Source organism: Methanocellales archaeon (genome assembly GCA_028715985.1).
Lineage (GTDB): Archaea > Halobacteriota > UBA148 > UBA148 > UBA148 > UBA148.
Genome location: JAQUQR010000002.1, coordinates 261214 through 274284 on the forward strand (window position 1 = coordinate 261214; position 13071 = coordinate 274284).

At 38.9% G+C, this 13071-nt stretch carries 10 protein-coding genes; all 10 read right to left on the bottom strand.

Annotation, left to right across the window (positions count from 1 at the left end; genetic code table 11):
- Nucleotides 1-1029, bottom strand: coding sequence for a glycosyltransferase family 4 protein (locus PHI74_03840; GenBank protein MDD5485142.1), 1029 nt, complete (start codon nt 1027-1029; stop codon nt 1-3).
- Between the two features lie 162 nt (nt 1030-1191).
- Nucleotides 1192-2304 carry an SDR family NAD(P)-dependent oxidoreductase gene (locus PHI74_03845; GenBank protein ID MDD5485143.1) on the bottom strand — a complete coding sequence of 371 codons (1113 nt, stop codon included), beginning with the start codon at nt 2302-2304 and terminating at the stop codon, nt 1192-1194.
- Between the two features lie 302 nt (nt 2305-2606).
- Nucleotides 2607-4124, bottom strand: a complete 1518-nt coding sequence (locus PHI74_03850) for a flippase (protein MDD5485144.1) — start codon at nt 4122-4124, stop codon at nt 2607-2609.
- A 169-nt stretch (nt 4125-4293) separates the two neighbouring features.
- A complete protein-coding gene (locus PHI74_03855) occupies nt 4294-5346 on the bottom strand; it encodes a GDP-mannose 4,6-dehydratase (protein MDD5485145.1) in 1053 nt (350 codons plus the stop codon).
- A 24-nt stretch (nt 5347-5370) separates the two neighbouring features.
- Nucleotides 5371-6327, bottom strand: coding sequence for an SDR family oxidoreductase (locus PHI74_03860; protein ID MDD5485146.1), 957 nt, complete (start codon nt 6325-6327; stop codon nt 5371-5373).
- A 720-nt stretch (nt 6328-7047) separates the two neighbouring features.
- Complete coding sequence (locus PHI74_03865; protein ID MDD5485147.1) at nt 7048-8076, bottom strand: sugar phosphate nucleotidyltransferase; 1029 nt, start codon at nt 8074-8076, stop codon at nt 7048-7050.
- Nucleotides 8057-9364, bottom strand: a complete 1308-nt coding sequence (locus PHI74_03870) for a UDP-glucose/GDP-mannose dehydrogenase family protein (protein ID MDD5485148.1) — start codon at nt 9362-9364, stop codon at nt 8057-8059. Before PHI74_03870 ends, PHI74_03865 begins: the two co-directional genes overlap by 20 nt.
- Nucleotides 9365-9369: 5 nt before the next feature.
- Entirely contained in the window at nt 9370-10365 is a 996-nt protein-coding gene (locus PHI74_03875; GenBank protein ID MDD5485149.1) for a sugar phosphate nucleotidyltransferase, read from the bottom strand.
- Between the two features lie 246 nt (nt 10366-10611).
- Nucleotides 10612-11616: a hypothetical protein gene (locus PHI74_03880; protein ID MDD5485150.1), complete on the bottom strand. Its 1005-nt coding sequence runs from the start codon at nt 11614-11616 to the stop codon at nt 10612-10614.
- 325 nt (nt 11617-11941) lie between these two features.
- On the bottom strand, nt 11942-12691 hold the full coding sequence (locus PHI74_03885; protein MDD5485151.1) for a hypothetical protein: 750 nt from the start codon (nt 12689-12691) through the stop codon (nt 11942-11944).
- Between the last annotated feature and the right edge of the window lie 380 nt (nt 12692-13071).

Genomic DNA, 13071 nt, shown 5'->3' on the forward strand with positions numbered 1-13071 from the left:
CTATATTTCATGCAGATGTTCATTTATAATTTCTAAACTTCCTCTTCCTGTTATCCTTGAATCAAATAATTCTAATGCTCGGATTTTAGCATTTTCTCCAAGTTCTCTAATTGATTCCTCTTTCTTTAAACATTCTACAGTCTTATTTGCAAGCATTTCATAATCTCCTACTTCTACTAAAAATCCGGTCTTGCCATCAATAACTGCCTCTGGTATTCCAGCAATTTTGAACCCTATAACAGGTGTTTCTAATAACATTGCCTCTTTCATTGACATACCCATACATTCGCTTTCCGTTATTGATGGGAATATTAAAATATCTGCTGCTCGTATGTATAAAGGTAAATCCTCTTCTGAAACAGAATCCATAAACAGAATATTTTCTTTTACATCATCGGTAATCTTTTCTATCTCTTTTTTCATTCCTAAATCCGAGCCAACAAAGACTATCCTAGAGTCTGGAATTTCTTCTACTATTTTTGGTGCTGTTTTTGCCAAAAATTGTGGTCCTTTTCTCCAATGTAATTGACCTACAAATAACGCTATCTTTTTGTTTTTCAAACCTATCTTATTTTTTGCTTCTTCTTTTTTTATTTCCAAATATTTTTCATAGGTTTGGATGTCAATTCCGCTATACACAACCGTAACTTTATCTTCAGAGACGTATTTTAGAGGTCCTTTTGCACAGTGCGCACTTGGAGAGATTATATGAGCAGAATTCTTAGCTACATACTTAAACATTTTATCATATCTTTCTGCCCAGCTTTTCTCCCCTTCTTTTTCTTTCCACCATAACATTTCTGAATAAGAAGTTAGCACTACTGGAATGCCTTTCTTTTTGCAGATTAGCATTGCAATAAAACTCTTCCCAAAGGCGTGATGGGCATTTACAATATCAGGTTGTATTTCATCTAAAACCTCATTAAACCTAACTGCAAATGCAGAAAAGCCAAGAAGGCATAAGAAGTAGGTCAAGGAGATCAAGATAAATATTGCAACACACAATACAATATCGATGGGGTTGTCCAAGGAACATTTATATTCATTTAGATAGAGGTTTTCTACAAGGCAGAAAATCATCTCACAATATAAAGGATTTTAGTTTCTCTATCAGACGTTAAGACATATGTTATTGATCAGTTTTTTGCGGGAATAACTATGTCTAAAAATAGCCATAAATAGCCATATTATCTATTCTTCTACTAAGCCCTTTGCTTTTAGCTCTTCATGAGCTTTTTCAAACTTGTCCACTGCTTCTTCTTTTTCGCCCCAATCTACCAGCTCTGTTATACCTTCCTCAAAAGCAACCTTCGGCTCAAATCCCAGCTCATTCTTTATCCTTGAAATATCAGCAAAACAATGTCGTATATCCCCCGCCCGGTATTTATTTATAATTTGAGGCTTCAACTCTTTACCATACAGTTTTATGAGCGTATGAGCGATCTCCAAAATATTGGTTGATTTACCCGTCCCAACATTGAAAACCTCATAGTCCGCACTTAATTTTTTCATCGCTAAAATATTCGCTTCGACAATGTCATGAACACTCACGAAGTCCCTCGATTGTAACCCATCCTCAAAAATTAATGGAGGATTATTGTTCTTTATCCTAGAGGAAAAAATCGCACAAACGCCTGTGTAGGGATTATTAAGTGATTGTCTCGGACCGTAGACATTGAAATACCTTAATGCAACAGTAGGAACGCCATAAGCTCTCCCAATATTCAAGCACATCTCTTCCTGATCTCTTTTGGTTATTGCATAGATCGAAGTGGGATGCAACGGCTTATCCTCACTTGTGGGTATTGCTTTAACAATTTTCCCGCAATTTGAACATTTCATTTCCCATTTTCTGCTCTTCAATTGCTCCTCTGACCTCAATTTTGGATAAACTATGCCACAATCTTCGCACTCATAAGCTCCTTCACCATATATGCTCATCGAAGATGCAACTATCAACTTCCTCACTTCATTCTCACCATTTACCAAAAGGTCTAAAAGTTTCGCAGTTGCCATAGTATTGACATCCACGTATTTCTCGACCTGATACATGCTCTGCCCAACGCCGACAGCAGCAGCTTCATGAAAGATTACTTCTGCGCCCTCGATAGCTTTTTTCAAAACACGCTTATCCCTTATATCTCCAAACAAATACTCTGCCTTTGGATTTAGGTATTCTGGTTTCTTTGTATGAACTTGCTCCTCTAAATTATCCAATACAAATACGTTGTTGCCCATTTCAACTAGTTTGTCTACCAAGTGACTTCCTATGAAGCCTGCACCGCCTGTTACAAGTATTTTCATTTTTCCACCCGAATTTTCTTTACTTTATTATGAATGGAATGGAGCTTATCTTCACTTAAATTAAACGCTTTAGTTGTTAGAGTTTTAAATTTATATACAAAAACCCAAAGTCAACAAGATGTACTGATAAAAATTTCACTTCTTTGATTTGAAAATGTCCAATAAGGCAATAATCCGATAAATTTAGAAAATACCTTATTAGAGCAACAGACACCCCGTACCTTATCTAAAAAAGAGTTTATTAAATACCTTATTTTATCTTTTCTTTTTTACCACTTTTATAGATACTTTTTACCGTTATGTTATTTAACACCTCTTTGCAACTTGCTGTCCACTGCGTTATACATCTTCTTTAACCTTTCCTGCTGCCCAAAAACTGCGCTCAAATAGATCACATCTTCTTTATCTATTCCCTTTATCAAAAGCATCACTAAAATATAAATAACCGCAGCAAAGATAATTCCAATTATGCCATCTAAAAGGGTTGTGGGACTTGGTATCAGATAAAGGAAAGCAAGCATCACAAAGGAAGAAAACAGGGGCTTATAAATCGAATCAAATCCGGGGGATATATTTAAAACTCTCTTTGACAGGACACCCATGGTAAAAGCACCAAAGTATCTTGCGGTTAAGGTTGCAATCGCTGCACCTATCAATCCAAACCGTAGAATAAAGAGATAATTGAGCACAATATTTAATCCAGAAGCCATAACAGTAACTTTTGCAGGATATTCCGGTTTTTCTTTTGAATCAAACAAAATGCTAAAGAAATCCATAGGCACAATGAGGATCAACAAGCATAACGCGTAAAAAGGCATCACTGATGGCAAATATTCTGCCCCATACATAACCTGTATAAGAGGGCGTGCTATGAAAGCTAATCCAAAAGCACATGGAAAAGCGAATATTGACGAATACCTAAAGACCTTCACAAAGGCATTTCTCAATTCGTCTCCTTCCAATTGTGTAAAAACAGGAAAAAGAACTGAGGTGATGGATACTAGGCTTATGAATGCAGTGACTATGCTAAATGCCGCTTTATAAAAACCAACATCCTTGGCAGTCATAAGAATGCCAAGCATTATGGCATCAACATGAAGAAAGAATAGACCTGAAACCAGAGTTGAAAATGTCAGATATCCTAAAAATCTTAAAACCCTTCGATCATCTATTTTTATCGTCTCCCCCTTAAACAGATAAGAATATCTCTTCGCTAAGAAAAAAAATAGAACCAAAACCACAATGATAACTGATAGGGTAAGTCCAACTAAAGCCCCATAAACTGAATAACCAAGGAGGACAAATAAAGGAATAATAGTCACTCTAGATATCTCATAAATCATACTCCTTGCCGTAGAATACTGAAATTTTTGAAGCGCAACAAAGGTTCCATCCAGAAAATCCATAAAAGAGTAGAAGAATGTGAGGATGCCCACAATCTCCAGGGGTAAAATAAGATCGGGCTTGTGAAAAACGTAGATAGCTAAGGGTTTAGCCAAAGCAATAAGCGCCATAGATGTCAAAGTTGTCAATAAAAATTTTATTTTCAGTAAATACCTGAAAAAACTCCTAGCTAAGCTCTTGTCATTTTTCCCCAATGCATGGGAAACATATCTTGTCATTGTTCTGTTTACACCAAGATCGGTAAACGTAAGCGTGACAAGCGCAACCGATAAAGCCAAATGATAGATGCCAAATAGCTCCGGGTGCAGTAATCTGGCTAAAATAACAGTGAAAACTAATCCACCAATGCCGCTTATGATAATGCTTGAGCTATTAAAAGCCGTGTTTTTCAGGACTTTTCTTGCTAAATGCGTCATGTTAACCTGTAAACAGATAAGTCTGTAATTTTATCGTTCATTTCATTAATATTGTTTCATTGTCTTTGTTCTTAGGAATTTCTACAACTGGAATTGAATCGATTTTTTATGTCTCCTTCTTATGATTTAGGTGTAGGCAATATAATATAAACAAAACAAAATGAAATCTTCATCGCCCCCTACTAAACAAGCTGCTATTTTCTTTTACCCAATCCACAAGCTTATTAACACCTTCTCTTGGATTTACTTCAGGCTTCCATTTAAGTTTCTCTCTAATTTCACCAATATCTGAAATGTAAACCTTTTGATCGGATGGTCTCCAATCATCATAACTTATTTTTGCCCTCATGCCAGTTGAATCTTTTAATAAATCCAAAAGCTCCAGAAGTGAGAGGGTATTTTCTGATCCTCCGCCTATGTTGAAAACCTCCTGCTTCAAATTACTCTCCATAAACAAATCGTAAGCTTTTACTAAATCATCGACATATAAAACATCCCTCACCTGCTTTCCATCTCCATAAATGGTAATTGGCTTATTCGTAAGCGTAGCGATAATAAACCAAGCAACCCAGCCCTGGTCTTCAACACCAAATTGCCTTGTCCCATATATGCAACTCATCCTGAAAACGGCTGTTTTCAAGCCATAAACATGAGCATAATCTTGTACGCAAATATCCCCTGCAAATTTTGAAGCGCCATAAGGTGTGTGCTCACACAGGTCTGTTGGAAAGGTTTCTTTAATGCCGTTTTTGTACCTTAAGTCATTAAATACGTATCTTTTTTCTTGCTCTTTCACTGGGATTTTATTTACGTTGTCCCCATAAACTTTATTGGTAGAACAGAAGATGACTGAGGTATTTGATTCGGATTTGCGTGCTGCCTCAAGTACATTGAAAGTTCCCAAAGCATTTATTTCAAAATCAGTTCTAGGATCTTTAACAGAAGTTGTAACTGCAGTTTGAGCAGCCGTATGTATGATTACATCAGCATCTTTCGAAGCTAGTTCTAGTGCCTCAATATCCCTAATATCTCCTTTTATCCGATCAATATTAGCGTAGCTCTTAAGATAATTCCAATTATACACAGCATTCGAAGCATCATATCCTAACAACGTCGCTCTCGACAGATTGTCAAATATGGCCACTTCATCACACTTTTTTGCATAATATTCCGCTACATGGCTTCCGACAAAGCCCGCACCACCTGTTACTAATACCTTCATATTATTACCCCAACAATCTTTTAACTATAAATGCCCTGATGTCTCCACAGTTTCTTCAAACCATCTTATTGTCCTATCTAATCCCTCTTCCAGATCAACTACAGGTCCCCAGCCCAAGATTTTTTTTGCCTTGGATGTATCCGGACATCTCTGCTTCGGATCGTCCTCGGGCAATTTCTTAAATACGATCTTTGAATGAGAGTTAGTGATACTCTTTATTCTTTCAGCCAATTCAAGTACCGGTATCTCGCTTTGATTGCCCAGATTCACGACTTCACCTCTCATATCCTTTGAGAGAGCCGCCTTGTATATGCCCTCCACCATGTCAGATACATAACAAAAACTTCTCGTTTGAGAGCCGTCACCGTAGACCGTAATTGGTTCATCAGCCATAGCCTGAGTTATGAAGTTAGGGATTGCCCTACCATCATCCTTTCTCATCCTTTGCCCGTAAGTGTTAAATATCCGAACAATTCGCACGTTTAGATCATACTTACGATGATACGCCATCGTTAACGCCTCAGCAAACCGCTTAGCCTCATCATAACAACTTCTTGGACCGATCGGGTTTACATTGCCCCAATAATCTTCCCGCTGCGGATGTATTGCAGGGTCACCATAGACCTCAGATGTTGATGCTAGCAAGAGCACTGCCTCCTTTTCTTTGGCCAACTCCAGTGCATTATGAGTGCCGAACGATCCTGCCAATAACGTCTCTATAGGCAATCGTTTATAATCCACGGGGCTGGCAGGGCTCGCCAAATGGAAAATATGGTCGATTTTTTCCGTGATTTTCAAGGGCTTGGTTATATCCTGTTTTAAGTAAGTGAACCTAGCATCACTCAGCAAGTGATGGATATTATTTTCATTTCCAGTAGATAAATCATCAAGACATATGACCTTATGACCTTCAACCAGCAGTTTTTCACACAGATGTGAGCCTATGAATCCTGCCCCACCCGTTACAAGCACTGTTTTCATTTTATTTATTCACCGCCTGCGATCAAATTTTCAGCACCTTAATTTTTTGCTCTATCAAAATTAAATTAATATCAAATCTCCTAATTTCTATTAGACCTTTTCTATGACCGTGTAACATATATTATATCTCTTGATTGCAGATTGTCTTAATTAACTACGTCCTGCCTACTATAAACGACTTTTTCCAAGCCCATTAATTAGTTTTAGATGAAGTAACGCTCAAGATACATTCCTCTTCTCTTTAGCACTACCAAGAAAGAAGACCTTTTTCAAAACCATCAATTACCCCTAATCCGACTCAGGCATGAAGATCGTGCCTTCAGGCGGCAATTTACAATTTTAAGAAATATTTTTGTTCATTTTTTCTCTCCTACTTTTATATTACCCCAACCATATATGATTACCTAACCTATATGAGCAATTTGCATCAAAATACTTTTCATAAAAAGCTGTCTAAGATCTGAACAGAATATTTTCTTTTTAATTTAATCTTCTTTTTAAATGATAAGCAACGCTCTTCGAAAAGGTTTAATCACTACCGCATTTTTTTTTATCCTGAAGAGGTTTTGAGCCCGAGATAACCCCTTAAATCCTTTTTTATCACTATTTGATTTTTTGATTCGATGTGCTTATGACTTTGCATTCCAAACACAAAGTAGGAGCGTACACTTGATTAAACTTTAGCGGTTACCTTTTAGATCATAGGTTATGATCTGCTATTTAGAATTCTATGGTTGACGAGTCACCTATGTTGAGCGTATTTGGTTTGCCAGCGAGACTGACTGCATCCCCAAGTATACTTGTTTGGAGATTCATATTAATTATCTTTGCACAAGAGCCCACGATACTGTCAGCAATGATAGAATTTTTGACAAATGTATCGTCAGCGATAGACACGTCTGGACCGATGACTGAGTTAACTATTTCAACACCATCTCCGACAGCTACTGGCTGGATTATAATAGAATTAGTGGAGCTTATTATCTCTCTTGGAATTTCTGCCAGTAACAACCGATTGACCTCCAACAAAGTTTCCGCCCTACCACAATCGTACCAGTCATGTACATGAAAGGTTTTTAGCATTGCACCTGCTTCTACCATGATTTGTAGAGCATCAGTAAGCTGGTATTCTCCCTCTTTCTTGGTATCATTACTAATCAGCTTTTCCAGTGATTCAAAGAGTAGGGGCGTATCATCTATGATGTAGATGCCAGCTATACCAAGATCTGATGTAGACAGTTGTGGCTTTTCCTCCAGCCTGACTATAGTTCCTTCATCGTCCAGGTATACAACGCCATAGTATTGAGGCATGTCAACGATCTTAACCCCTATTGAACCTGAACATTCACCATTTTTTTCATGAAACTTTAAGAACTTTTTATAGCCTGCCTTGAAGATCATATCACCCAGGGCAATCATAATGGGTGAGTCTCCAATAACATCCTTTGTGACATATATGGAGTGACCCAAACCAAGTGGTTTATCCTGAGTTACATAGGAGATTTTGCCAAAGCAAGAAGAATAGTTCGCATCGATGTAAGAGATGGTCTTATCTTTCATGTATCCAACGACTATGACCAACTCTTCCGCCTGAACATCAATCAATCGATCAAGAATATGTCCGATGATCGGCTTGCCAGCCACGGATACCATCGATTTTGGTTTTGTAAGCGTATGAGGGTACAACCTTTTGCCAACACCAGCAGCAGGAATGACTACTTTTATTTGATCACCAACATAGCCCTTCATAATCGATGCCCTCTCTGGGAGAGATAACTTTTCTTCCGTCGATGATTATCCTGTTTTTCATAACATCAAATTCATGATCCAATTTTTTAAACTCATCCCATTCAGTCACCACTAAACACGCATCCGCATTTCTGAGCGATTCCTCAGCGCTAGTGCAGTACTCGATGTCAGGATCAGGAAAGATGGAGCGCATATTTTCGTTAGCCAGAGGATCATAGACAGAAACCCTGACATTCTTGTCCATCAACATTTTTATTATTGGAATAGCTCTGGACTCTCGTATGTCATCAGTGTCATTCTTGAAGGCAAGACCCAACACAGCAACCTTCTTGCCTTTCAAGGAAGGCAGTTTTCTTTCGAGGAGTTTAATCATCCTTTTCGGCTGCTCCTCATTGACATTCATCACGGCCTTCAGAAGTTTGGGATCGTAGCCAATATCCTTTGCCTTATGGATGAGCGCTTTCACATCCTTTGGAAAACAGCTGCCACCAAATCCAACACCAGCTCGTAAGAAGTGCGGCGACAGTCTGTGGTCCATGCCGACGGCACGCATGACTTCATAGGCATCTATGCCAAACTCTTTACAGATGTTGCCAATCTCATTTGCGAAGGAAATCTTTGTGGAAAGAAGTGCATTAGAGGCGTATTTGACCATCTCTGCTGCAACAAGGCTCATCCTTAGGATCGGAGAACACTTTTCACCGTAGAACTCGCGATAGAATTCTTCTAGAGCGTCTCCCGCGGATTTATCACTCTCACCTATTACAATTCGATCAGGATGCAAGGTATCATAGACTGCGTTGCCTTCTCTCAAAAACTCTGGGCTCATGCATAGCCCAAAATCCGATCCAATTTTTTTACCAGAGTGTTTTTCTATCACTGGTTTGACAATTTCTTCCGTTGTACCTGGAGCTACGGTGCTTTTTACTACAACTAGATGGCCGTCTTTATCCTTTAGGGCTTCACCTATTTCTTTAGCAGAAGATTTGATGAATCCGAGATCGATGCTCCCATCTGCTTTACTTGGTGTCCCTACGGCAATGAAAGTGATATCGGAGTCGAGGATTGCCTCTTTCCTTCCTACCATTACCCTTAAGTTGCCTTTTTTCACAGCCCCCACCAAAATGGGAGTCAGGTCCTTCTCATAAAAAGGCGCCTTTCCCTCCTTGATCAGTTCGACTTTCTTGGGGTCATGTGTGGAGGCTATGACATCAAAACCTTTATGGGCAAAGCAAGCTGCGCTAACCAAGCCAACAAAGCCCATCCCGATAACAGATATTCGTTTCATGTCCTTCACCGCTTGTAAAAATCTTTTAACCTGATAGTATCCTCTAGATCCGGAGTGGACACCTCGTGAATTAGCGTGTTCTCCAAGGCGACGATCGTGTGGGGGGTATTCGGTTTTATCCGAATGGTATCATTCCGCCCGAATCGCTTCTTTCCATCCTCAAATTCAATGTAACCTGAGCCGCTCATTATAAACATGGTTTCATCCTTTCGCTCGTGATAATGATGCGATGTTCTATAGGCTTCTTTGAGGAACAATTCCTTGGTCAAATACTTATCGGTGGAGATCAAAATCTTCTCGTAGCCCCAGGGCTTATCTTCTCTATGGGCATACTCTTTTTTGATTTCCTCTATGTCCTTGGTCGTATCGATAGAACTCCAGAACAGGCCATCTTCTTTATAATAACCCAGTTTTCCTGAATCAGCCAGCATTGGAAATACGGTTTTCTCTATATCACCACCTTCAAAGTTATCAAAGCATGAAGAACAATCCTTTTTAAAACAATAGATGCCACCATTTATGTAATGCTCCAAAAAGGGCTTCTCCCGAAAAGACTTGATACTATCCTCACCAAGAACCACTACTCCATAAGGGCTTCTCATTTTCGTGACAAACATAGTTGCAATGAAGTCGGAATTTTGAAATAGGGTGATCATCTTTTTCAAATTTAGATCTGCAATAACATCACCATTCATAATAGTCACATCATCTTCAACAGAGGCAAGACCCATTTTTATGGCGTTTAGGGTGCCAAGTGGTTCATCTTCGACGATATAATCGATTTTCACCCCTTTGTACTCGGAGCCGTATCTCTCCATGATTTTTTCACTCAGATAACCTGTCAACAATACTACATGATCGATTCCAGCAGATAAGAAGCCCAATAGCTGATTATCCAGAATCGTATAGCCTTCCTTGATTTCGATAAGGGATTTTGGTATCTCATCCGTGAAAGGTCGAAGACGTTTGCCATGACCACCGCAAAGGACCATTCCGATCATGATGACATCCTTTTACACAAGACATCTTAAGCGTTATGTATATTATTCAGATAGATTATTCAATGTTTTTTGCAATCTTTTCTAAAGCTTCAATAAGTCTTTTTTCAGTTTTGTGTTGGGTATACGTTTACATCAGTGCAACCGAGCGCAGTCGGTTAATTGCTGTTATGCTCTCTAACTGAAGGGGGGAATTTTAGTGCAACGATGTCGAAGGCAAAAATTTCGAGTTGCAAGTCCACCGAAAATTCATTTCCAGAATGAAATTTGCCAGCCTGTTTTGTTACCCTTTTCAATCCAAGTAATGAGCAATAATGGATCTTTGGAATATATCCTAAGTAATGCCGGCTTTAATCTGGGTGGCTTCCCTGGCTCAGATTCTACTGTAGGAGCTATGACTATTTTTTCGCTGCTCTTGCTTCCGCCAATTATTTCGATATTATCTTCAAATGGCGGTGCAATTTGTACTGTTTTGGAGCCAACCTTTCCTTTTAATCCTATGATTTCCGCATTTGCTGCATTTGTATTTATCAACTCAAGTTGGTAAATCCAAATTCCCTTTTCTGCATCGAAATTCACTGTGGTGTTTTCATGACCAAAACTCAGCATTATGCCGCTATCAGGACCGGGGCCGCCAGCGCCCATACTTCCTTGCCCCACCTCAACTTTGTGGAGCCATGGCAGGGTAAAGACCGTGCCAAAAATTACCAAAAATGTGAGGCCTGCGATCAATCCTCTCTTGTTTGAATTTGCCACTACCTTGATTTTAGAGAGAATGCCAGTGATAAATATGAACAGCACCGAGCTGAAAAACAGGATGTTTAACATGGAGAAGAAAAGATAAGACGATACGTTGCCTACACCCACGCCTTCGTTAGCCCAGTCTGCCGTTAAGAAAAAGCCTTTCAGCATTGTTAGCGGGACCACCGGAGGGAAGCCCAAGAACACGAATATGGGAACAGGAAGAGTGTAAGCTACCAGTCCCATTAAAACGAAAAATAAGTCTTTTTTGAGATGATATCCTTTATTTCGAAGTATGTACAAGCTGAAGATCATAGTGATGGTAAGGATGGAAAGAAGCGATATGCCCGTGGTTGCGATGGCGAAGAAAATTGCAAACGGTAGAGCGGAAACTAGAATCAAAATGCCTAAAATTTTTCTGACATAAATTTCGATTTTAGAGGGGTTTATAATATCTTTTTCAACCTCAACCCTCGCCTTAGCATTTTTCATAAGTAATCTCGCATCAAACACCCATCATACATAAAGAAATATCAATTTTATAAAGTTTCTTGTGGCGGACTCGCAATCGAGCAGGACGTACAGGTTAAGCGAAGTTCCGAGCAATAGCGAGGAATTTGAATGAATGTGAGCGAATCGCTTAACCGTTGTAATGAGCCCCGAACGGAGCGAAACGAGGGTACAACGTGGTCGCGGCAAGGAAAGCCGTAAGGCAGTTTTTTGCGAAGCAAAAAAATTCCGAAGAGTAATTTTGAGAGGCGTTCAAGCGAATGAACAAAGTGGTACATCAAGGACAAAAAGTGAGGGGCTCTGGAGTTTTTTAGAAGTATTATAACACCTAGCTCTTAAATGCTAGAAATACATATTGCTGAGGAGTAAAATGTTGAGCGCCAGACTTCATGGCAAGATTTTTAAGAGCATTATTCTTTGCAATTCTCACATCGTAACCGTTTGAAGTAAAGTTTCTTTCAACAAAACCTGCTAATTCTCCTGGTACTGCACCATGCAATATCAATGTGAAATCATTAGTTCTGAGAAGATTTATAGTATAATCAAATAACTCATCAGTAAGGCTGGATGCGATTACTACATCTTCAGGGCCAAGATTAATATCATGCATATAGTCTTCAACTCGACTATTCACTAAGTTTACGTTTGCTCCTACTTTCCCAACTATTCCTCTGCCCCTGTCTATTACTCCAGAATTTGAATCTATTGCAGTAGCAGTTCTGCTAGTCAGCTTATTGTATGCTATCGAAGCAACAGGAATCCCACATGCGAAGTCATACACGTTTCCATGATTGCCAACAGCAATAGCTGCTATTGCACCAAGTTTTACAAGATTTTCAACTTCTTCTAGCGAAAACCGCTTTAGCGTAGGTACATTATACCCACTAGGTGGAAATGAGGAGAATCCTCCACTATTTTGTATTGATTGCCTGCGGAACTCGTTATAAAAAGCTTTAGCAACTCTATCAGTTTGTTCTCCTTTATTACCTAGTATTTTTATTTTTCCATTACGGGTTAAAGAAACTAAATGTAAATTTTCTTTTCCAACGAGTGTGTCAAGTAGTTCTATGCCGTTCACATCATAATAAGGAGTAATGTTTCTTTTTAAAACTTTTCATTTATGATTACATGGAATAGTTATTATGGTGGGATTTACACGGGTTTCATCAACCCCCAAGCCTCTTTCTATTTTAAGCCTCTCAAAATTATTGGATTTAACAACTATTAAGCAAGATAAATAATCGGCTCTGTAGAAAACCTTTCCTCTCAACTCTAGCTTAATGCAAACTCTTATAAAAAGTAAGTATCCCCTGAGTGATAGCAGAAGACCGACAACAGGGGATGGATGTAAGTGTCTACGATAGGTATATTAAGTTTATTGTATTGATACGGCTTGGCAATAACAGGGAACTCAAGGGCTCCCATGTACTCGAACAAGTATTCGAAGAGAGTCTATGA